Source organism: Polaromonas sp. P1_F6 (assembly GCF_056405695.1).
In genome coordinates, this window is the sequence record NZ_JBFUBQ010000011.1 from 38167 (window position 1) to 59575 (window position 21409).

At 62.6% G+C, this 21409-nt stretch carries 26 protein-coding genes; 18 read left to right on the top strand and 8 right to left on the bottom strand.

From position 1 onward, the window contains the following. Window positions 1–2 precede the first annotated feature (2 nt). From AC1DY9_RS21575 to AC1DY9_RS21605, 7 genes are all read left to right on the top strand, one after another. Window positions 3–929: a tetratricopeptide repeat protein gene (locus AC1DY9_RS21575; protein WP_477667619.1), complete on the top strand. Its 927-nt coding sequence runs from the start codon at window positions 3–5 to the stop codon at window positions 927–929. Then, window positions 926–2689, top strand: a complete 1764-nt coding sequence (gene ptsP, locus AC1DY9_RS21580; RefSeq protein WP_457281601.1) for a phosphoenolpyruvate--protein phosphotransferase — start codon at window positions 926–928, stop codon at window positions 2687–2689. Before AC1DY9_RS21575 ends, ptsP begins: the two co-directional genes overlap by 4 nt. A 207-nt stretch (window positions 2690–2896) precedes the next feature. After that, window positions 2897–3355: a Spy/CpxP family protein refolding chaperone gene (locus tag AC1DY9_RS21585; RefSeq protein WP_457281600.1), complete on the top strand. Its 459-nt coding sequence runs from the start codon at window positions 2897–2899 to the stop codon at window positions 3353–3355. Continuing rightward, window positions 3348–3806: a DUF4260 domain-containing protein gene (locus AC1DY9_RS21590; protein WP_477667620.1), complete on the top strand. Its 459-nt coding sequence runs from the start codon at window positions 3348–3350 to the stop codon at window positions 3804–3806. Before AC1DY9_RS21585 ends, AC1DY9_RS21590 begins: the two co-directional genes overlap by 8 nt. A 31-nt stretch (window positions 3807–3837) precedes the next feature. Further along, window positions 3838–4857, top strand: coding sequence for an alpha/beta hydrolase family protein (locus AC1DY9_RS21595; protein WP_477667621.1), 1020 nt, complete (start codon window positions 3838–3840; stop codon window positions 4855–4857). Between the two features lie 8 nt (window positions 4858–4865). Beyond that, window positions 4866–5552: a response regulator transcription factor gene (locus AC1DY9_RS21600; protein ID WP_457281597.1), complete on the top strand. Its 687-nt coding sequence runs from the start codon at window positions 4866–4868 to the stop codon at window positions 5550–5552. After that, complete coding sequence (locus tag AC1DY9_RS21605) at window positions 5549–6916, top strand: sensor histidine kinase (protein WP_477667622.1); 1368 nt, start codon at window positions 5549–5551, stop codon at window positions 6914–6916. Before AC1DY9_RS21600 ends, AC1DY9_RS21605 begins: the two co-directional genes overlap by 4 nt. Before the next feature lie 12 nt (window positions 6917–6928). Here AC1DY9_RS21605 and AC1DY9_RS21610 read toward each other — a convergent pair whose 3' ends face one another. Beyond that, window positions 6929–7771 carry a DMT family transporter gene (locus tag AC1DY9_RS21610; protein WP_477667623.1) on the bottom strand — a complete coding sequence of 281 codons (843 nt, stop codon included), beginning with the start codon at window positions 7769–7771 and terminating at the stop codon, window positions 6929–6931. 218 nt (window positions 7772–7989) lie between these two features. On the opposite strand from AC1DY9_RS21610, the gene AC1DY9_RS21615 reads away from it, so the two are divergent. After that, complete coding sequence (locus tag AC1DY9_RS21615; RefSeq protein ID WP_477667624.1) at window positions 7990–8217, top strand: hypothetical protein; 228 nt, start codon at window positions 7990–7992, stop codon at window positions 8215–8217. 13 nt (window positions 8218–8230) lie between these two features. On the opposite strand, the gene AC1DY9_RS21620 is transcribed toward AC1DY9_RS21615, so the two are convergent. The 7 genes from AC1DY9_RS21620 to AC1DY9_RS21650 form a co-directional block, all read right to left on the bottom strand. Beyond that, window positions 8231–8932 (bottom strand): helix-turn-helix domain-containing protein, encoded by a 702-nt coding sequence (locus AC1DY9_RS21620; protein WP_477667625.1) that lies wholly within the window; start codon window positions 8930–8932, stop codon window positions 8231–8233. Window positions 8933–8942: 10 nt separating this feature from the next. Next, on the bottom strand, window positions 8943–9980 hold the full coding sequence (lipA, locus tag AC1DY9_RS21625; protein WP_457281592.1) for a lipoyl synthase: 1038 nt from the start codon (window positions 9978–9980) through the stop codon (window positions 8943–8945). A 49-nt stretch (window positions 9981–10029) separates the two neighbouring features. Next, entirely contained in the window at window positions 10030–10740 is a 711-nt protein-coding gene (gene lipB / locus AC1DY9_RS21630) for a lipoyl(octanoyl) transferase LipB (protein WP_477667626.1), read from the bottom strand. Between the two features lie 28 nt (window positions 10741–10768). After that, entirely contained in the window at window positions 10769–11086 is a 318-nt protein-coding gene (locus tag AC1DY9_RS21635) for an HP0495 family protein (RefSeq protein WP_457281590.1), read from the bottom strand. 14 nt (window positions 11087–11100) lie between these two features. Next, complete coding sequence (locus tag AC1DY9_RS21640) at window positions 11101–12006, bottom strand: D-amino acid aminotransferase (RefSeq protein WP_477667627.1); 906 nt, start codon at window positions 12004–12006, stop codon at window positions 11101–11103. A gap of 68 nt (window positions 12007–12074) precedes the next feature. After that, on the bottom strand, window positions 12075–12620 hold the full coding sequence (locus AC1DY9_RS21645; protein ID WP_457281588.1) for a DUF2062 domain-containing protein: 546 nt from the start codon (window positions 12618–12620) through the stop codon (window positions 12075–12077). A gap of 37 nt (window positions 12621–12657) precedes the next feature. Then, complete coding sequence (locus tag AC1DY9_RS21650) at window positions 12658–13161, bottom strand: DUF4149 domain-containing protein (RefSeq protein ID WP_477667640.1); 504 nt, start codon at window positions 13159–13161, stop codon at window positions 12658–12660. A 206-nt stretch (window positions 13162–13367) separates the two neighbouring features. Between AC1DY9_RS21650 and AC1DY9_RS21655 the strand changes: the two genes are divergently transcribed. The 10 genes from AC1DY9_RS21655 (at window position 13368) to AC1DY9_RS21700 (ending at window position 21402) form a co-directional block, all read left to right on the top strand. Beyond that, window positions 13368–13886 carry an ATP synthase subunit I gene (locus AC1DY9_RS21655; protein WP_477667641.1) on the top strand — a complete coding sequence of 173 codons (519 nt, stop codon included), beginning with the start codon at window positions 13368–13370 and terminating at the stop codon, window positions 13884–13886. Window positions 13887–13917: 31 nt separating this feature from the next. Continuing rightward, a complete protein-coding gene (gene atpB, locus AC1DY9_RS21660) occupies window positions 13918–14769 on the top strand; it encodes a F0F1 ATP synthase subunit A (RefSeq protein ID WP_457281586.1) in 852 nt (283 codons plus the stop codon). Window positions 14770–14856: 87 nt separating this feature from the next. Next, a complete protein-coding gene (gene atpE / locus AC1DY9_RS21665; protein WP_293400282.1) occupies window positions 14857–15105 on the top strand; it encodes a F0F1 ATP synthase subunit C in 249 nt (82 codons plus the stop codon). Window positions 15106–15143: 38 nt separating this feature from the next. Then, complete coding sequence (locus tag AC1DY9_RS21670; RefSeq protein WP_457281585.1) at window positions 15144–15614, top strand: F0F1 ATP synthase subunit B; 471 nt, start codon at window positions 15144–15146, stop codon at window positions 15612–15614. 13 nt (window positions 15615–15627) lie between these two features. Further along, window positions 15628–16158, top strand: a complete 531-nt coding sequence (locus AC1DY9_RS21675; RefSeq protein ID WP_477667628.1) for a F0F1 ATP synthase subunit delta — start codon at window positions 15628–15630, stop codon at window positions 16156–16158. Between the two features lie 58 nt (window positions 16159–16216). Next, window positions 16217–17770, top strand: a complete 1554-nt coding sequence (atpA, locus tag AC1DY9_RS21680) for a F0F1 ATP synthase subunit alpha (RefSeq protein WP_457281583.1) — start codon at window positions 16217–16219, stop codon at window positions 17768–17770. 63 nt (window positions 17771–17833) lie between these two features. After that, on the top strand, window positions 17834–18700 hold the full coding sequence (gene atpG / locus AC1DY9_RS21685; RefSeq protein ID WP_457281582.1) for a F0F1 ATP synthase subunit gamma: 867 nt from the start codon (window positions 17834–17836) through the stop codon (window positions 18698–18700). 60 nt (window positions 18701–18760) lie between these two features. Next, window positions 18761–20164: a F0F1 ATP synthase subunit beta gene (gene atpD / locus AC1DY9_RS21690; RefSeq protein WP_293400292.1), complete on the top strand. Its 1404-nt coding sequence runs from the start codon at window positions 18761–18763 to the stop codon at window positions 20162–20164. 40 nt (window positions 20165–20204) lie between these two features. Continuing rightward, window positions 20205–20624: a F0F1 ATP synthase subunit epsilon gene (locus AC1DY9_RS21695; protein ID WP_457281581.1), complete on the top strand. Its 420-nt coding sequence runs from the start codon at window positions 20205–20207 to the stop codon at window positions 20622–20624. Between the two features lie 634 nt (window positions 20625–21258). Then, entirely contained in the window at window positions 21259–21402 is a 144-nt protein-coding gene (locus AC1DY9_RS21700) for a hypothetical protein (protein WP_457281580.1), read from the top strand. The last annotated feature ends 7 nt before the right edge of the window (window positions 21403–21409 follow it).

The following is a 21409-nucleotide window of genomic DNA, read 5'->3' on the forward strand; positions in this document are numbered from 1 at the left end:
CGATGCCCAAGCGGATTTCAAAGGCGGGCCAGGCGTTTCGCGCCAATGAACGGGGAATCCAGCTTCACGACGAAGGCGAGGATGACCGTGCCCTGGCCTGCTACCGCGAGGCCCTGAGCTTCAGGCCCGACTGGGCCACGCCCTGGTACAACATCGGCCTGCTGCACAAGTACCGGTGCGAATGGCGTGAATCCCTGGAAGCGAACCTGGAGGCCATCCGCCTGGACCCGTCCAGCCAGGGGGCCGTCTGGAATGCCGGCATTGCCGCTACCGCCCTGGGCGAGTGGGCCAGTGCACGCAGCGCCTGGAAGCAATACGGCATCGACATCGGCGAGGGCGATGGGCCGGTCGATTACCCCATAGGCGCGACACCTGTTCGGGTGGCCGTCGACGGTGAGCCCGAAGTGATCTGGACCCGGCGCATCGATCCGGCCCGGGCCGTGATTGAAAGCGTACCCCTGGCGGCCTCGGGACGGCGGTACGGCGATTTGCTGCTGCATGACGGCGCACCCAACGGTTACCGAAAAATCGGCGACCTGGAGAAGGCTGTCTTTGACGAACTGCAGGTGCTCAAGGCCTCTGCCTATTCGACATTCGAAGTTGTTGTTGAAGATGCAACAAGCGCTGATCTGGATGACTTGTACGCGTGCTTTAAATCGGACAGTGTCGTCATGGAAAACTGGACGGAGACGCTTCACACCCTGTGCAAAGCCTGCTCTGAAGGCCGGCCATTTGCCGAGGGTGGTCACAATCATGATGAGCCGGCCCGCGATGACGGCTCATGGCGGCTAGGCATCGCGGCGCTGGAAGCCGGGCACGCCCGGCGCGCGCTTGATGCGTGGCTGGTCGCGAAGCCGGGTGTGAAACTCTCGGGCTTCGAATGCGTCCTGGATGCAAGCACTGCGCAACACCATGGGAGCGCTGCATGACTTTTTCCGTCCACGGTCTCGCCGTTTCTCGCGGAATCGCGATCGGCCGCGCCGTGCTGGTGGCCTCCAGCCGCGCCGACGTGGCGCACTATTTCGTGGACGACGCCAAGACGGCAGACGAGATCACGCGGGTCAGGGTGTCGCGCAATGCGGTGATGGAGGAAATCACGCGCCTGCAGCAGGACCTGCCCAAGGACGCGCCGCACGAGCTGGCCGCGCTGCTCGATGTGCACCTGATGCTGCTGCAGGACGAGCAGCTGATCAGCGGCGTGAAGCACTGGATCGTCGACCGCCATTACAACGCCGAGTGGGCGTTGACCACGCAGTACGAAATCATTGCGCGCCAGTTCGACGACATGGAGGACGAGTACCTGCGCGAACGCAAGGCCGACCTCGAGCAGGTGGTCGAGCGCATCCTGCGCCACATGAAGGGCGTGGCCTCGCCGGTGCAGCCCGCGGCCCAGGCCGGCGCCAGCCGCAAGCAGTCGCAGCAGGACCTGTTGCTGGACGACACCACCGACGTGCCGCTGGTGCTGATCGCGCATGACATTTCCCCGGCCGACATGCTGCAGTTCAAGCAGAGCCTCTTTGCCGGCTTTGCCACCGATGTGGGCGGCAAGACCTCGCACACCGCCATCGTGGCGCGCAGCATGGACATCCCGGCTGTGGTCGGGGCGCGCAGCGCCAGCCAGCTGATCAAGCAGGACGACTGGGTCATCATCGACGGCGAGGCCGGGGTGTTGATCGTCGACCCGTCGCCCATCATCCTGGCCGAATACGGCTTCAAGCAGCGCCAGGGCGAGCTGGAACGCCAGCGCCTGAACCGGCTCAAGCACACGGCGGCGCTGACCATCGACGGGCAGAAAGTCGATCTGCTGGCCAATATTGAAATGCCCGAAGACACGGTGGGTGCGGTGGCTGCCGGCGCCGTCGGCGTCGGGCTGTTTCGCAGTGAATTCCTTTTCATGGGCCGCAGCGGCAAACTGCCCGACGAGGAAGAGCAATACCAGGCCTACCGCAAGGCGATTGAAGGCATGCACGGCCTGCCCGTCACCATCCGCACCGTGGACATCGGCTCCGACAAGCAACTGGATCGCCACAAGGCGCAGGACACCCACCTCAACCCGGCGCTGGGCCTGCGCGCGATTCGCTGGAGCCTGGCCGACCCGCCGATGTTTTTGACGCAGCTGCGCGCCATTTTGCGTGCGGCCGCCCATGGCAAGGTCAACCTGCTGGTGCCCATGCTGGCGCATGGCAGTGAAATCCGCCAGACCATGGCACTGATCGACCGTGCGCGCGCGTTGCTCGACAACAAGGGCGTTCCGTACGGGCCGGTGCGGCTGGGCGCGATGATCGAAATCCCGGCCGCGGCGCTGACGCTCAAGCTCTTCCTGAAGTACTTCGACTTCCTGTCCATCGGTACCAACGACCTGATCCAGTACACGCTGGCCATCGACCGCGCCGACGAGGCGGTGTCTCACCTGTACAACCCCTGCCACCCGGCCGTGCTGCGCCTGATCGCCGACACCATCAACGAATGCAACGCGCAGGGCAAGGGTGTCAGCGTTTGCGGCGAGATGGCCGGCGACGTCACCATGACGCGGCTGTTGCTGGGCATGGGCCTGCGCAGCTTTTCCATGCACCCGTCGCAGATCCTGGCGGTGAAGCAGCAAATCCTGCGCGCCGATGCCGCCAAGCTGCAGCCCTGGGCCGAACAGGTGCTGGCCTGCGAAGAGCCGGCGACGATGCTGCAAGGTTGATGGCCGTCAGGCTGCTATTGCTATTAAAAACATAGCTGCTCGCGCACATCCTGATTGGGCTGGAGCCCGAAAACGTTGCTAAATCTTGCCCATCTGCCCATTCAGGGCGGCTGAAACAAAGCGAAACACGCCGCAACCGCGCTGCAAACCGCCCAGGGCCCCCCGCGGGCACCATGAGGAACCTTCACTTCTTCTTTGAGGCTCCTCATGAAACATCGCGTTAAAAAAATCCTGCTCGGCCTTTTCGGCGGGGCGCTCATCGTCGGCAGCCTGGGTGCGTGCTCGCACGGCGGCCACGGCTGGCACGGCGACGCCGGCTCCCCTGAGGCGCGCGCCCGCATGGTCGAAAAAATCGGCTCGCGCCTGGACCTGGACGCTGCGCAAAAGCAAAAACTCGCCGTGCTGGCCGACAAGCTGCAGGCACAGCGCGCGGCCCTGCGCGGCAGCAGTGAGCCACGGGAAGCCGTTCGCGGCCTCTTTGCCGGCAACAAGCTGGACCAGGCCGGCGCCAAAAAGCTGATCGAGGAAAAAACCGCCGCGATTCAGTCCGGCAGCCCGGAAGTGATCGCCGCAGCGGCGGACTTCTTTGACAACCTCAAACCTGAGCAACAGCAAAAAGTGCGCGACTTCATGGAGCGCGGCCGCCGCTGGGGTTACCGTGGCTGAGGCACTTTTCTTCCCGGCGGGCCGCACGGCGGCAACCGCTGTGCGTCGCATCGCCAAGGTGGCTGCCCCGGGTAGCGCCAACGGTGGCGTACGCATGCTGCTGCGTGCCGAGGGGCTGGCGGTGGTGGCTGCGGCGGCTGCGGCCTACGCCCAGTTCGGCGCGGGGTGGGGCTGGTTTGCAGCGTTATTTTTGCTGCCCGACCTGTCTTTCCTGGCCTACCTGGCCGGGCCGCGTGTGGGGGCTGCTGCCTATAACGCCATGCATTCCTACCTGGGCGCCGTCGGCCTGCTGGCGGCTGGCGTTTTGGGCGCTGCACCCATGCTGGTGGCGGCTGGGTTGGTCTGGTGCGCGCATATCGGCTTTGACCGCCTGCTGGGTTACGGGCTCAAGTACGGTGCGGGGTTCGGGCACACCCATCTGGGGTGCATCGGGCCCAAAGATCCGTGGTGAATAGCGCCTTTCTCCGCTTCAAAGGAGCCCGATGTTGAAATCGCTAACTTGCAGCATGCTCGTTGCTTTGGCGTCGATCGCCGGCGTGGTGGACGCCACTGAACCTTCCGGCGGAGCCGGCTTTCGTCTGATTCAGCTTCCCGATCCTGTCACGCAGCAACCGATGCAGGCGGCGGTGTTCTATCCGGCAGCGCCCACGTCTGAAACAACCAGGATGGGGGCTGTCGTTGTGTCTGCCGTGAAGGATGCGGCGCCGATAGGTGCGCGCCATCCTATGGTGCTGCTCTCGCATGGCAATGGTGCCGGCCGGTTCAGTCACCACGATACAGCGACATTCCTCGCGCGTCATGGCTACGTGGTGGCCGCAATCGAGCATCCGGGCGACAATTTTCGCGACAGCAGCGGGGTCGGCACCGATCGGGTGCTGATTGGAAGAGCGCTGCAACTGTCCGCACTGCTGGATTTCCTGTTGCAGGCTCCGGCCTCTGCGGGCCTGATCGATTCCCGGCGGGTGGGCGTTGCGGGTTTTTCGGCAGGCGGCTATTCGGCCCTCTTGCTGATGGGCGCCAAACCGAAGTTCGAGCTGCTCAGTGCCTATTGCAAAGCCTTGCCGACAAGTGTTCTATGTGCCGGTGGCGGAAAGGTTTCCCTGTCGTCGCCCCCGTTGATCGCGAAGACTGACGACCGCATCCGCGCCGCGTTCGTCATGAGCCCGCCGGGAGCCTTCTTTGACCGCGAAAGCCTGTCGCAGGTCTCGAGGCCGGTGAATCTGTACGCGGCCGGCGCCGATTCCGTGCTCCCGGCCAGGGAGAACGCGATCAAAGTGAAGGAACTGCTCCCCTCATTGGCCCGATACACGGAGATCCCCGTGGCCGACCACTTCGTGTTTCTCGCGCCGTGCACGTCGGAGATGCGCGGCGTCGCACCCGCTCTGTGTACGGATCCACAAGGCGTCAATCGGGCTGCTGTGCATGACAATGTGAACCGCGATGCATTGATGTTTTTTCAGGAGCAACTCCAGGTCGATGCGAGTTTTCTGAAGCGAATGTAGCCAATCCTATGCCCCATATCCTGCTGATCGACGACGACGAGCACCTGGCTGCGCCGCTGGCCGCCTACTTTGCCCGCTTTGACTTTGTGCTGGAAAGCGCGCTGCGCCCCGGCGAAGGCCTGGCCATGCTGCGCGCCGGCGCGTATGACGCAGCCATCCTGGACGTCATGCTGCCCGAGATGGACGGCTTTGCGCTGTGCCGCGAGATCCGCAAGGAAAGCGACATCCCCATCGTGATGCTGACGGCCCGCGGCGACGTGATGGACCGCGTGGTCGGGCTGGAGCTGGGCGCCGACGACTACCTGCCCAAGCCTTTTGAGCCGCGCGAGCTGGTGGCGCGCCTGCAGACCATTTTGCGGCGCCAGCGCAGCGCACCGGCTGCGGCCACCCAGCGCCATGTGTTCCAGGGGCTGGTGATCGACGTTGAAACGCGCGAGGTGCTGCGCCTGGGCGAAAAGGTCGAGCTGACGGGCACCGAGTTTGAATTGCTGGCCCTGCTGGCGGCCGAGCCCGGCAAGGTGTTCAACCGCGACGACATCCTCAACCGCCTGCGCGGCCATGAGGCCGAGCTGTACACGCGCGCCGTCGACATCGTGGTGAGCCGGCTGCGCAAAAAACTGGAGCCGCTGGACTGCATCAAGACCTTGCGCAACGCGGGCTATGCCCTTGCCGCCGGCAAAGTGGGTGTGCCATGAGGCGCTGGAAAACGCGCCGGGACTGCCGGGCCCGCGAGCGCTCACGCCCCGAGCGCTGGCGCCACCGCTGGAAGCATTCGCTGCGGCTGCGGCTGATTACCGTGTTCCTGCTGCTGGCGCTGGCCATGGGCGCGGTGTTCATGAGCGGCATGCAGCGGGCGTTTTCAACGGGCTGGCGCGACGCGGCCAAGCCGCTGATCAGCGACTACATGGACCGGCTGGTGGCTGACCTGGGTTCACCACCCGATGTGGGACGTGCCCAGGCGCTGGCCGCGCGGCTGCCGATTTCCATCCGCATCGAAGGGCCGCAGGTCAACTGGCAGTCGCATCCCGACAGGCCCGACCGCAAGGTGTTTGACGCCCGCGCCAAAGACTGGCTGAGCCGGACCACGGCCGACGGCCACCGCGTGATTTTTGGCCCGGGCACCGCGCCCTGGCAGACGGCGCCACACGGGGTGTTTGGCTGGATCACGCTTGCGCTGCTGTTGGGCTTGCTCGTGGGCGCCTATGCCTATGTGCGGCGCCTGCTGCGCCCGCTGGACGACATCCGCGCAGGCGCCGAGCGCTTTGGCCGCGGCGAGTTCGCAACGCCAATTCCCCTGCGCCGCCGCGACGAACTCGGCGACCTGGCCGGGCGCATCAACACCATGGCGCACGATATTGAAGGCATGCTGAACGCCAAACGCGCCTTGCTGCTGGCGCTGAGCCATGAGCTCCGTTCCCCGCTCACACGTGCGCGGCTCAATGCCGAGCTGTTGCCCACCACGCCCGAGGGCACCGGTGCCGGCGAGCGCGAACGCGAGGCGCTGCTGCGCGACCTGGGCGAGATGCGCGACCTGATCAGCGACCTGCTCGAAAGCGAGCGCCTGGCCAGCCCGCACGCCGCGCTGCAGCGCGAACCGGTGGACCTGGCGGCGCTGGTGCGCGAAACAGCCACCGAGGTGCCGGGGGCATCAGAGATGGTGCTGGACCTGGCGGCCGGCCTTGCGCCGCTGGCGCTGGACCGCATGCGCGTGCGCCTGCTGGTGCGCAACCTGATGGACAACGCGCTGCGCTACAGCAGCGGCGCCGGGAGGCCGCCGCAGGTGTCGCTGCAGCCGGCGGGCGGCGGCGTGATGCTGGAAGTACGCGACTTCGGCCCGGGCGTGGACGCCGCGCAACTGGCACATTTGACCGAGCCCTTTTACCGCACCGACGGCGCACGCCAGCGCGCAACGGGCGGTGTGGGACTGGGCATGTACTTGTGCCGGCTGGTGGCCGAGGCGCATGGCGCCGAACTGCAGGTGCGCAATGCGGAGCCGGGCCTGGCCGTGTGTGTGCTATGGCCTGCTATTGAATCAGGAGCTGCTCGCGCCCGTTCTTAAAGGGCTGCGGGCCTATTTGGCTCTTGTTCCCAGCAGCGCAGCGCCGATGATCATCACCGCCGCCAGGGCGATGCTCCAGCTCGGCGCGCGGCCGCTCACCCCCATCAGCAGCGCAGTCGAGCCCAGCGGCGTGAGGTAGCTGAGGATGCCGATCTGCTGCGCGTCGCCCAGCTTCAGGGCCTTGTCCCAGAGAAAGAACGCCGCGCCCAGCGGCCCTGCGCCCAGCACCGCCAGCAATAGCCAGTCTTGCACCGACAGCGTGGCGGCAGGCTCCAGCGCCCAATGGCACAGCAGCGAGAGCACGCCTGAGACCAGGCCGAAGAGGCCGATGGCTGCGGTAGGAAAGGCCGGCACCCGTTTTGTCAGCAGCGAGTAGCTGGCCCAGATAAAGGCCGAGGCGAGCGCCGGGAGATAGCCCCATGACCAGCCGCCGGAGGAAGATCCGTCGGCCCCTGTGCCCAGAATGGCGATGGCCGCGCCAGAAAAGCCCAGCAGGCCTGCGACCACATGCACGGTGCGTAACTGCACCCCAGGCAGAAACAGCGGCGCCAGCACCACCATGAAGAGTGGCCAGAGATAGTTCACCAGGTTGGCCTCTACCGCCGGCGCATACCGCAGCGCGATGAAAAGCAGGAAGTGATAGCCGAAGAGGCCATACACGCCGAGCGCCAGCGTGGCGGTGGGAATCTTCCATTGCGCGCGGTCCCGCAGCACAAAAGGCAGGGCCAGCAGGCTGCCGGTCAGCAGCGCAACGCCGGTGAGCAGAAAGGGTGGAACGTGTTTGAGCGAGACCCCGAGCGAGGCAAGCAGGGTCCAGAGGGCGATGGCGCCCAGTGCGTACAGATTGGCTGGCATGGCGGCAAGGATAGGGGGCTGCGCCGTATGCGTCGTCGCAGGGCAACGCTTTGTTGTCGTGCAACGACGGTTCTAGGGGCTATGTCCTACGCGCAGACCAACATCCGGTAACGAGCTTCACGTGCGAGGGGCGCCGCAGACACCTTGCCCGTACGGACTTCAGTTGCAATGGCATGGCAGATTTCTCCGAAATCGCATGAAACCCAAGGAGACTCACCATGAAAAAGCTTTCCATCCTCTTGCTGGCGCTGGCCGGCATGGCCGCCCTGTCGGGTTGCGTGGCTTACCCGGTAGCCTATGACAACGGACCGCAATACCGTGTCGTGCCCGCCCCCGCCCCCGCCCCCGCGCCAGGTTATGGCCCTGGCTATGGCCGGGGTGACCGCGATGGCGACGGTGTGCGCAACCGCTACGACCGCCGGCCGAACGACCCGAGCCGCTATTGAAAATCCGTAAAGGTCAGGCGCTGCCCGGCCCGGCGCGCCGCATCGCGGCCGTCAGGGCTGAGGGCGACTGGTAGCCGCAGTGCAGCGCGGTGTCGGCCACGCTCATGCCGCGGCCGCGCAGCTGCACGGCCAGTGCCAGGCGTTGCCGGCGCAGCCACTGCATCACGCTGAGGCCGGTCTCGCGCCGGCAGCGCGCGGCAAACTGCGTCGGGCTTAAAAACACCTGCGCGGCCAGTTGCGCGACGCTCAGTGGCTCATGCAGGCGCTGCTGTGTCCAGGTGGCCAGCTGTTCCCAGTGGATGGGCCGCGCATAGCGCAAGGGCGTTGATGCGGGTGTTGTGGGTTGCCAGGCTTCCAGCAACAGCGCCGGGCCATGGTGTTGGGCAAGGCCACCGGGTTGCTGCAGTGCTTCGGCCAGGTAATGGGCCAGCGCCAACGCTTGCCCGGTTTTGGCGGGGTCCGCTGCGCAGCGGGCCCAATCAGGTTGTGCGGTGTCCAGCACCAGGCAGCGGCTGTCGTCACGTGATTCGAAGTCATGCCGGTCGCCGGGTGTGATCACGCAGCCCTGGCCGGCCGCGATGCGCCGCCCGCGGCCGCGCACCTCCAGTTCCAGCACACCGCTCAGACCCAGCAGTACCTGGAAGTGGTCATGCGCATGGCTGCCGTGCGACGCGCCGTAGTGGCGCAGCGACAGGGAGCCTTGCGGCAGGGTCATGTTGCGGGAATTAAAGAGCAGCGATGGCCGCGTCTGCCTTGTCGGCCACGCCTGCGGCGTGGGCCTGCTGGTCGGCGTGGTAACTGCTGCGCACCATGGCGCCCACGGCGGCGTGCGTGAAGCCCATCTTGTAGGCTTCTTCTTCAAACATCTTGAAGGTGTCGGGGTGCACATAGCGGCGCACCGGCAGATGGCTGGTGGAGGGCGCCAGATACTGGCCGATGGTCAGCATGTCGATGTTGTGCGCGCGCATGTCGCGCATCACCTGCAAAATTTCTTCGTCGGTCTCGCCCAAGCCCACCATGATGCCGCTCTTGGTCGGCACATCGGGGTGCAAGGCCTTGAACTTCTTGAGCAGGTTCAGGCTGAAGTTGTAGTCGCTGCCGGGGCGCGCTTCTTTATAAAGGCGCGGCGCGGTTTCGAGGTTGTGGTTCATCACGTCGGGCGGTGCGGCCTTCAGGATCTCGAGCGCGCGGTCGTCGCGGCCGCGGAAGTCGGGCACCAAAATTTCAATGGTGGTGGCGGGCGAGAGCTCGCGGATCTTCTGGATGCATTCCACAAAGTGGCCGCTACCGCCGTCGCGCAGGTCGTCGCGGTCCACGCTGGTGATCACCACGTATTTGAGCTTGAGCGCCGCGATGGTTTTCGCCAGATTCAGCGGCTCGCTCACGTCCAGTGGATCCGGTCGGCCGTGGCCGACGTCGCAAAACGGGCAGCGGCGCGTGCACTTGTCGCCCATGATCATGAAAGTGGCCGTGCCCTTGCCGAAGCATTCGCCGATGTTGGGGCAGCTGGCTTCTTCGCACACCGTGTTGAGCTTGTTCTCGCGCAGGATCTGCTTGATCTCGTAAAAGCGCGTGGTCGGGCTGCCGGCCTTGACGCGGATCCAGTCGGGCTTCTTGAGCATTTCGCCCTGCACCACCTTGACGGGGATGCGCGACAGCTTGGCCGCGGCCTTTTGCTTGGCCAGCGGGTTGTAGCCTTCCACGGTCTGGACGTCGCGGACCACGGGGTTGGCCGTGGCTTGGAGGGGGTCAGGTGTGCTCATGAATTGGTGTTTCGTGTTGGCGGCAGGTGGTTTTGCACTTCAGGGAGCTTCAAGGCGCCAGGTAGGTGACGAGCTTGCGGCCCAGCACATCCGCGGCTTCCTGCCAGCTTGCCGATACCCCGATTGTAGAAAGGTCTGTAGTTTTGAGCCCCACATACCCGCAGGGGTTGATCCGCGAGAAGGGTTCCAGGTCCATCGCCACATTGAGCGCGACCCCGTGGTAGGTGCAATTCCGGCTGACTTTGATGCCCAGGGCGGCGATCTTCCCAAGGCCGCGAAAAGGGTCCATCGGGTTCACCGGGCCGGTCAGGGCCGCGTGGGAAGCCGGGTCGTCCAGCCGCACATAAATGCCGGGCGAACCCGTTACGCGGTGCCCGGTCACGCCGAAATGCGCCAGGGTCTTGATGACGGATTCCTCGATGCGGTAAACGTATTCCTTGACGTAGTAGCCGGCACGCTTCAGGTCGATGAGCGGGTAGGCCACCACCTGGCCGGGGCCGTGGTAAGTCACCTGGCCGCCGCGGTTGGTTTGCACTACCGGGATGCTACCGGGGTTCAGCACATGGTCGCTTTTACCCGCCAGCCCCTGGGTGTAGACCGGAGGGTGCTCACAAATCCATAGCTGGTCGCGCTCGTCCTGATTGGGCTGCAGCCCGTTTTCGCTTGAAACCCCGGCGCTGCGCGCCGCCGTGAAGGCCTGCATGGCTTCGTAGGTGGACAGGTAATCAACCCGACCTAGTGTGCGTGTTTCGGCCTGCATGTGCGGCGGCTTTCCCGTTGGGTCGTGACTACAACACGACCTTGACCATCGGATGCGTCGACAGCGTGCGGTAAAGCTCGTCGAGCTGCTCGCGGCTGGTGGCTGTGACGGTGATGGTGACGCCCAGGTATTTGCCGCCCTTGCTTTCGCGCAGCTCGATGGTGGAGGCGTCGAAGGCCGGGTCGAACTGGTGCGCGATGGACGTGATGGCCGCCACCATGCCGTCGACCTTTTCACCCATCACCTTGATCGGGAACTGCGAGGGATATTCGATCAGCGATTCCTGGCGCGAGGGCTCCGTTCCGGGAACTCCGATGATTTTGGGGATGCTGGGGGAAGTCGTCATGGCAATGGGTCCTTTCAGGCCACTTTGGCACGCTGGTATTGAGCGTACAGCTTTGCATAAATGGGGCCAGGTTTGCCTTTTTCCACTCCGTGGCCGACCGCCTGGCCGTCCAGCAGGGTGATGGGCAGAACCTCCTTGGTGGCCGACGAAAGCAGCAGCTCGTCCGCTGCCAGCACTTCGGCGCGGGTGATGCGGCGCAGCTCAAAAGGAATGCCCGCCGCGCGGCACATCTCTTCGATCAGGCCAAAGCGGATGCCTTCAAGGACCAGGTTGTCCCTGGGCGGCCCCGAGACTTTGCCGTCCTTGACGATCCAGACGTTGCTGGAAGCGGCTTCGCTCAGGTAGTCGCCGCGGAACATCACGGTTTCGACCGCGCCGGCGTCGACGCTGATCTGGCGCGAAAACACCGCGCCCAGCAGGCTGGTGCTTTTGATGTGGGCCTTTTCCCAGCGGAAGTCGTCGGCGGTGACGCAGGCCACACCTTTTTCGCGTGCCTGGTCGCTGGGCAGCTTCATCGGGTTGCACATCACAAAGACGGTGGGTGTCAGGCCCGGCAGCATGGGATGGTCGCGCATGGCCACGCCGCGGGTGATCTGGATGTACACCAGTTGATTGCCTTTTTCGGCTGGGGCGCCCGTGGATTGTGCGCAGGCAGCTATCAATTTAAGAGCAATATCCAGCCACCCGGTACGGGTCAGCGGGTTGGTGATGCGCAGCTCGGTGAGGCTGCGTTCCAGCCGCGCCATGTGCTGCTCAAAACGAAACGGCTTGCCTGCATACGCCGGCACCACTTCATAAATACCGTCGCCGAAGATGAAGCCACGGTCCATCACGCTGATCTTGGCGTCTTTGAGCGGGGTGAATTCGCCGTTGAGGTAGCAGGGGGTGTCGGGAAGGGGGCTGGCGGGAAGCGTGGTCATGGGTCTGTTTGAAAAGGAAATGAAAGTGCGTCGGAATGGCTGCTGGTGGACGGCCTGTACCGGATTGTCTAACGTCTGGCCGTTTGCCGGCGGCGGCGTTTGAACCAGATGCGAACGCGCCAGCCCAGCTTGACCAGCAGATAGCCGGTAATCGAGCCCAGCACGGCAAAGATGCCCATGCCCAGGATGGCAGGCCCGCCGAAGGAGGCTGCCCACGCCACGATGCCTGCGCCTTCCGAGATGCGGATGGGCGGCGGCGCGTCCAGCAGCAGATCGCCCACCTGATAGGCCAGCCAGAGCCAGAAGCCCACGGTGAAAGGGTTGGTAATGAAGGTGATGCCGGCGGCCACCGGAATATTGGCGCGCCACCAGACGCTGTGGGCGGCGGCCGCCACGGTTTGTGCAAATGGCAGGGCAAATGCCCAGAATATGCCGATGGCCACACCGCGCGCCACGGCCTCGTGCTGCAGCCGCCACAGCTGGGGATCCAGCAGGCGATGGGCCACCGGTTTGAGCCACCGGTTTTGCGCCAGGACTTCACGTGTCGGCACGGATGCTTTCAGCCGGTCCGTCCAGTGCCGGTGTTGCGGCGCCTTCCTTTTAGGGGCGCTCATGGCAGGCGGTTTTCAAGATGGCCGGTTTGCTCCGGCATCAGGCAACAAAGATCACGGCGGCGATCGCCAGCGCGCCCAGCACCAGGTTGACCATGGCCAGGGTGGCGATCTGCCCGACGCGGCGCCCGCCTTCGGGCCAGTCGGACGCGCTGACAGCGAGCTTCAGGCGACGGAAAGGGCCGAAATACAGATGCCCGAACAGCGCGAACATCAAGAGGCCGACGCCGAACATCAGGTGCCAGCCCAGGGGGGCGGTTTTCATGCCCGCGGCCAGCAGCATGGCCAGGCCTGTCACCAGCAGGACGCCGATGGTGCCCCAGACCAGAGCGAAAAATCGCTGCATGACCTTTGCGATGAGCGGCAGGCGTTGGGGTGGCGCCAGCTGTTCGGCGACGGCAGGCCGCAAGGCGAACAGCATGAAGACCACCCCGCCCAGCCAGGCAATGGCGGCGGCAATGTGCAGGAATTTCATCAGGGCGGGCATGGCTTCTTTCGGTGGGTGGAAGGTGATGGATGCGGGGCTTGGGCCATCGTGGAGCATCACGTGCAACTACGTAGGAGGGTCGGCGCGCCGCAGTCGCCGGACAATTGTGAACCACCCGCTGCGAGCCGCACCCAAATGATGCGAATCGCCCCTAATTCATATTCAGGCCGGGGGTTTTGTCGGATACGCAGGGGTTTCTACGTATAATCAAGGGCTTTGCTGATAACGGCCCTGTAACTTTTCCGTAATTTGTGACGACCAAAATGGCAAATTCGGCAAAGTCAGCGACAAACCCGGGAAATCCGGGTGTTACAGGGCGTAGTGTCACGGAAGAGATGGAGACTGGCGATGAGGGTTTCAAGCCCTTGACGCGTGAAGAGGCCCAAAAGCTTCGTGAAGCGGACCCCTCGGTTTCCCCTTGGGTGGTATTGGCAGGGCAAAGTGTGGTGGGTCTTGTGGTGGCGCTGGCCGCCTGGGGATTGACCGGAAGGCAAAGTGCAGGCTGGTCCGCCCTTTATGGTGCGCTGGCGGTGGTCATCCCGGGTGCGTTGTTTGCGCGCGGCCTGACCAGCAAGATGTCTTCAATGAATCCGGGCGCTGCGGTGGCTGGATTTTTTTTGTGGGAAATGGTCAAGATTGGCCTGACGGTAGCGATGTTGTTCGCTGCTCCCCGAATGGTTTCGGATTTGAGCTGGCCGGCAATGCTGGTTGGCCTTGTAGTGACAATGAAGGTGGTCTGGCTGGTGCTTTGGTTCCAGTCCCGGCCGAAAAAGTTGGCGTAATCCATTTTCAAGAGTTGAAAAGAGTTCGTAAATGGCTGAATCTTCCGGAAACGCTTTGACCGCTGGTGAGTACATTGGTCACCACCTGGTCCATCTGCAAAACCACAAACAGACTGGCATCGTCGACTTTTCCGTTGTCAATTTCGACACGATTTTCTGGGCCATCACCCTGGGTGTGATCGGTATGTTCGTGATGTGGCGTGTGGCCAAAAGCGTGCACGCCGGCGTTCCCGGCCGCCTGCAGGCGGCTGTTGAAATCCTGCTCGAAATGGTGGACAGCCAAGCCAAGGGCATCGTTAAAAACGCCGAATCGCGCAAGGCCGTCGGCCCACTGGCGCTCACCGTATTCATCTGGATTTTCCTGATGAACTCCATGGACTTCCTGCCTGTCGACCTGTTCCACACAATTTTTGCTGTGACCGGCCTCGATCACAGCATTCACAACTTCCGCGTGGTTCCCACGGCCGACCTCTCGGCCACGCTGGGCATGTCCTGCGGCGTGCTGCTGGTTTGCCTGTACTACAACGTCAAGATCAAGGGTTTTGGCGGCTGGGTGCATGAGCTGTTCTCGGCCCCGTTCGGCGACAAATGGTTTTTGTATCCCGTCAACTTCCTGATGCAGATGATCGAATTTGCCGCCAAGACCGTATCTCACGGCCTCCGGCTTTTCGGCAACATGTACGCGGGCGAACTGCTGTTCATGCTGATCGCGCTGATGGGTGCAGTGGGCTTCGGCTCTGCGACCGGTGTATTCCTCTTCATCGGCCATGTGCTCGCGGGCACGGGCTGGGCAATCTTCCACATCCTGATCGTTGCGCTGCAGGCGTTTATTTTCATGATGTTGACGCTGGTCTATGTGGGGCAGGCCCACGACCATCACTGATTCTCACGAATCAGTTTCCCCTGGTTTTCTGGTTTCCGCTTTCTTTTTTTTATTTTTGTTAGTTAGTTAAATCCATAGGAGCATTAAATGGAACACGTACTCGGTTTTGTCGCTTTGGCCGCTGGCCTGATCATTGGCCTGGGCGCTGTCGGCGCATGTATCGGCATCGGCATCATGGGTAGCAAATACCTCGAAGCCGCTGCACGCCAGCCAGAGCTGATGAACGAACTGCAGACCAAGATGTTCCTGCTGGCCGGTCTGATCGATGCCGCTTTCCTGATCGGCGTGGGTATTGCCATGCTGTTCGCATTTGCCAACCCGTTTGTGTTGAAGTAAATCGCACGCCTTTCTAGACAACCTACAGAGGTGCCGCTGTGAGTATTAACTCCACATTCTTTGCGCAGCTCGTCGTGTTTGCGATTCTGGTGCTGTTCACGATGAAATTCGTGTGGCCACCGATTGCAGCTGCGCTCGACGAACGCGCCCGGAAGATCGCCGACGGCCTTGCCGCTGCCGATAAAGCCAAGTCTGAACTTTCCGTTGCCAACAAGCGCGTGGAAGAAGAACTGGCCAAATCGCGCAACGAATCGGCAGTGCGCCTGGCGGAAGCCGAGCGCCGCGCCCAGGCCCTGATTGAAGAGGCTAAGGCCCGCGCAACCGAAGAAGGCAGCAAGATCATTGCCGCCGCCAAGGTTGAGGCCGAGCAGCAAACCGTCAAGGCCCGCGAGACCCTGCGTGAGCAGGTCGCCGCACTGGCCGTCAAGGGTGCAGAGCAGATTCTGCGCAAGGAAGTCAATGCCGGTGTGCATGCTGACTTGCTGGGTCGCCTGAAGACCGAACTTTAAGCGAGCGTAAAACATGGCCGAACTAGCCACCATTGCCCGTCCCTACGCTGAAGCGTTGTTCAAGGCCTCTGGTTCCGACCTGGGCGGTACTGCCGTCTGGCTCGATGAGCTTGCAGCCATTGCCGCCAACGTGCAGTTGCAGCAATTTGCGGGCAACCCCAGCGTGACGGTAAACCAGACGTTTGACGTAGTTTCCGGGGTGGCCAAAACGAAGCTGCCGGAAGCCGCCAAGAACTTCCTGCGGACCGTGATCGAGAACGGCCGCATCAGCGTCCTGCCGGAAATCGCCGCACAGTTTCGCGCACTGAAAAATGCGCAAAGTGGTTCTTCGGATGCCACCGTTTACAGCGCATTCCCGCTGGAAGGCGCTGCGCTGGCCGATTTGGCAACAACGCTGGAAAAGCGGTTTGGCCGCAAGCTCAACCTTTCGGTCGAGCTTGAGCCGGCGCTGATCGGTGGCGTACGTGTCGTGGTGGGTGACGAGGTGTTGGACACCTCGGTCAAAGCCCGTTTAGAGCAAATGAAAGTGGCGCTGATTTCCTGAGCTTGCGCTCAGGCGCGCCCCGGTTTTTAGCCAACAACATAGAAAGAAGGAAAGAGTCATGCAACTCAATCCCGCAGAAATTTCTGAACTGATCAAGAGCCGCATCGAAGGCCTGACAGCCAGTGCCGATGTCCGCAACCAGGGCACCGTGGTGTCCGTGACCGACGGTATCGTCCGCATCCACGGCCTGTCCGACGTGATGCAAGGCGAAATGCTGGAGTTCCCCGCAACCGCCGACGGCACGCCTACTTATGGCCTGGCGCTGAATCTGGAGCGCGACTCTGTCGGCTCCGTGATTCTGGGCGAGTACGAGCACATCGCCGAAGGCGACACCGTGAAGTGCACGGGCCGTATTCTGGAAGTGCCTGTGGGTCCTGAGCTGCTTGGCCGTGTGGTCAACGCACTGGGCCAGCCGATTGACGGCAAAGGCCCGATCAATGCCAAACTCACCGACGTGATTGAAAAGGTTGCGCCCGGCGTGATCGCCCGTAAATCCGTTGACCAGCCCCTGCAGACCGGCCTGAAGTCCATTGACTCCATGGTGCCCGTCGGCCGCGGCCAGCGCGAACTGATCATCGGTGACCGCCAGACCGGCAAGACCGCTGTGGCCATCGACGCCATCATCAACCAGAAGGGCAAGGGCGTTTCCTGCGTCTACGTCGCCATCGGCCAGAAGGCCTCGTCGATCAAGAACGTGGTGCGCTCGCTCGAGCAAGCCGGCGCGATGGAATACACCATCGTCGTGGCAGCTTCGGCTTCCGAATCCGCCGCCATGCAATATGTGAGCGCCTACTCTGGCTGCACCATGGGCGAATACTTCCGCGACCGCGGCGAAGACGCGCTGATCGTGTATGACGATTTGTCCAAGCAGGCCGTGGCTTACCGCCAGGTCTCGTTGCTGCTGCGCCGTCCACCAGGACGCGAAGCCTATCCCGGCGACGTGTTCTATCTGCACAGCCGCCTGCTCGAGCGCGCAGCACGCGTGAACGAAAAGTACGTTGAAGACTTCACCAAGGGTGCCGTCAAGGGCAAGACTGGTTCGCTGACCGCGCTGCCGATCATCGAAACGCAGGCCGGCGACGTGTCCGCTTTCGTGCCAACCAACGTGATCTCGATCACCGACGGCCAGATCTTCCTGGAAACCAGCCTGTTCAATGCCGGTATTCGTCCCGCCATTAACGCCGGTATCTCGGTGTCCCGCGTCGGCGGCGCTGCCCAGACCAAGCTGATCAAGAACCTGTCCGGCGGTATCCGTACCGACCTGGCCCAGTACCGTGAACTGGCTGCCTTCGCGCAGTTTGCTTCCGATCTGGACGAAGCCACCCGCAAACAGCTGGACCGCGGTGCCCGCGTGACCGAACTGCTCAAGCAAGCCCAGTACTCGCCTTTGTCCATCTCCAACATGGCCGCCACGCTGTTCGCAGTGAACAAGGGCTTCATGGACGACATCGAAGTCAAGAAGGTCCTGGCTTTCGAACACGGCCTGCACGCCTTCCTGAAGGACAAGAACGCGGCCCTGATGGCCAAGCTCGAAGCCAACAAGGCCATGGACAAGGATGCTGAGGCTGAACTGAACGCGGCTGTGGCCGAGTTCAAGAAGTCGTTTGCCTGATCTCGCCTGACGCATCGTCAAGCAAGTAATTAAGCAACCCTCAGGAACCCCTTAGGAATCCATATGGCAGCAGGCAAGGAAATACGCGGCAAGATCAAATCGGTGGAAAACACCAAGAAGATCACCAAGGCCATGGAGATGGTGGCCGCCTCCAAGATGCGCAAGGCGCAGGAGCGGATGCGCGCTGCCCGTCCTTACAGCGACAAGATCCGCAACATCACGGCCAACCTGAGTCAGGCCAACCCCGAATACACCCATGCGTTCATGGAGTCCAACGACGCCAAGGCCACCGGGTTCATCGTGGTGACGACTGACAAGGGCTTGTGCGGCGGCATGAACACCAACGTGCTGCGCGCCGTGACCTCAAAGCTCAAGGAAGTGCAGGCCGCCGGCCATGATGCGAAGGCTGTGGCCATCGGCAACAAGGGCCTTGGTTTTCTGAACCGGGTCGGCGCCAAGGTGGTGTCGCACGCGACGCAGCTCGGCGACAAGCCTCACCTGGAAAAGCTGATCGGCCCCGTCAAGGTGCTGCTCGACGCGTACAGCGAAGGCAAGATCAACTCGGTGTACCTGTGCTACACCAAGTTCATCAATACCATGCGCCAGGAACCGGTGGTCGAGCAGCTGCTGCCTTTGACGGCAGCACACCTGCAGGCCGATAAAGACCAGCACGGCTGGGACTACATCTACGAACCCGATGCGCAGACCGTGATCGACGATTTGCTGATCCGCTATGTGGAAGCGCTGGTGTACCAGGCAGTTGCCGAGAACATGGCGTCCGAGCAGTCTGCCCGCATGGTGGCCATGAAGGCCGCCACCGACAACGCCGGCAGCGTGATCGGCGAACTCAAGCTGGTGTACAACAAAACGCGTCAAGCGGCGATCACGAAAGAACTTTCGGAAATCGTTGCCGGTGCTGCAGCGGTCTGATAGTGGTTTAGGCCGCCACACCCGATTTAAAGATTTAAAGAAACGAAAGAGGATTCAATCATGGCTCAAGCTCAAGGCAAGATTGTTCAGTGTATTGGTGCGGTGGTTGACGTGGAATTCGCGCGCGACCAGATGCCCAAGATCTATGACGCGTTGAAAATGGAAGGCTCCGCGCTGACGCTGGAAGTCCAGCAGCAGCTGGGCGACGGCATCGTGCGTACCATCGCGCTGGGCACGTCCGACGGCCTGCGCCGCGGCAACATGGTGTACAACACCGGCGCCAACATCACGGTTCCCGTGGGCAAAGCCACGCTGGGCCGCATCATGGACGTGCTGGGCGCGCCCATCGACGAGCGCGGCCCGGTCGACCAGACGCTGACCGCCCCCATCCATCGCAAGGCGCCTGCCTACGACGAACTGTCGCCATCGCAGGAACTGCTGGAAACCGGCATCAAGGTGATCGACCTGGTTTGCCCGTTCGCCAAGGGCGGCAAGGTGGGCCTGTTCGGCGGCGCCGGCGTCGGCAAGACCGTGAACATGATGGAACTCATCAACAACATCGCCAAGGCGCACTCGGGTCTGTCCGTGTTTGCCGGTGTGGGTGAACGTACCCGCGAAGGCAATGACTTCTACCACGAGATGGCCGACTCCGGCGTCGTGAACCTCGAGAACCTCGGCGAATCCAAAGTGGCCATGGTCTACGGCCAGATGAACGAGCCCCCAGGAAACCGTCTGCGCGTGGCGTTGACCGGCCTGACAATCGCCGAATCCTTCCGTGACGAAGGCCGCGACGTGCTGTTCTTCGTGGACAACATCTACCGCTACACGCTGGCCGGTACCGAAGTGTCCGCACTGCTGGGCCGTATGCCTTCCGCCGTGGGTTACCAGCCTACGCTGGCCGAAGAAATGGGCCGCCTGCAAGAGCGTATTACCTCCACCAAGGTTGGCTCCATCACTTCCATCCAGGCCGTTTACGTTCCTGCCGATGACTTGACCGACCCGTCGCCTGCCACGACCTTTGCCCACCTGGACTCCACCGTGGTGCTTTCGCGTGACATCGCTTCGCTGGGTATCTACCCTGCGGTTGACCCGCTCGACTCGACCAGCCGTCAGCTGGATCCGAACGTCGTGGGCGAAGACCACTACGCCACGGCCCGCGCCGTGCAGGGCACGCTGCAGCGCTACAAGGAACTGCGCGACATTATTGCGATTTTGGGCATGGACGAACTGGCTCCCGAAGACAAGCTGGCCGTAGCCCGCGCCCGCAAGATCCAGCGTTTCCTGTCGCAGCCTTTCCACGTGGCTGAAGTGTTTACCGGCTCCCCCGGCAAGTACGTCAGCCTGGCTGAAACCATTCGCGGCTTCAAGATGATTGTGGCCGGCGAGTGCGATCACCTGCCCGAGCAAGCGTTCTACATGGTCGGCACGATTGACGAAGCGTTCGAAAAGGCCAAGAAGGTTTAAGGGCTCAGGCCCTGCAACTTTTTTCCATTAAGGAGCGTTTATGTCAACCACCATTCACGTCGACGTGGTCTCCGCGGAAGAGTCCATCTTCTCCGGTGAAGCGCACTTTGTCGCTTTGCCCGGCGAGGCCGGCGAGCTGGGCATTTACCCGCGCCACACCCCGCTGATCACCCGCATCAAGCCGGGCGCCGTGCGCATCGAAAAGGCTGACGGCAGCGAAGAATTCGTGTTCGTGGCCGGCGGCTTGCTTGAAGTGCAACCGAACTGTGTCACCGTGCTGTCCGACACCGCCATTCGCGGCAAGGACCTGGACGAAGCCAAGGCGCTGGAAGCCAAGGCAGCTGCTGAAGAAGCGTTGAAAAACGCAAAAAGCGATATCGATATTGCCATGGCCCAGTCCGAGCTCGCCGTCATGGCCGCCCAGATTGCCGCTTTGCGCAAATACCGCCAGAAAAAGTAATAAGCCTCCATGCTTCAGGAAAAACCGGCCAAAGGGCCGGTTTTTTATGGGCGCTTCGATCTGGAGAAATTCGAATCAATTTGCCCGCTCATGCAGTTGGCGAAGCGCTCACAGTCATTCCTGAAAATGACGAAGATGGTTGTTTTGTGCTCCCTCTGCGTAGCGGGCCAACTGGCTGGCCACCCGAGTCCTTCATTGGAACCTTTGCGAATGTCTACCTTGGGGCGGCCGATATCCGCACGCGTACGCCGGGCGAACGGCTGATCCGCTAGACGCCGACCATCCGTGGGTCGAGGACGGAGGGCGCGGCGTTTGTTTTATCGAGAAGGTAGTGCAATCGGCGCGCAGCGAGCAGAAGCGGACGTCGATGAAGTAGCTTCCCGCAGCCATGAGTGGCTGCGGCGCGACGTTCCCATTGCACCATGCGGAAACCGGGCGTGCTTCCGCTATTTGAGCGAAAAAAGGCCTCCAGCCCATACAGGGTGAGCGCAAGCAGCTATCAAATAGGGAGCGTTTTCCGAAAAAACGCTTGGGCTGAGCCAGCAAGGTAACAACTGGACACGCTAAATGACAGCCATGGCCCGGGCTGCTCCCTTATCGTTGTGACGGGTTCAAGCCAGCAACGAGGTGCGAAATGGACAGTCTTTTAGACAGCCTGATATGGGGAGAAGAAGCGTCGCCGGAGCGTCGGGCCAGACGCGCGCGCAAAGCCTGGCTGACGCGGGTTGTGCTCGCGGCAGTCGCCCTCTTTGTGTTGGTCGTGGTTCTGGCGCCCTGACGCGACG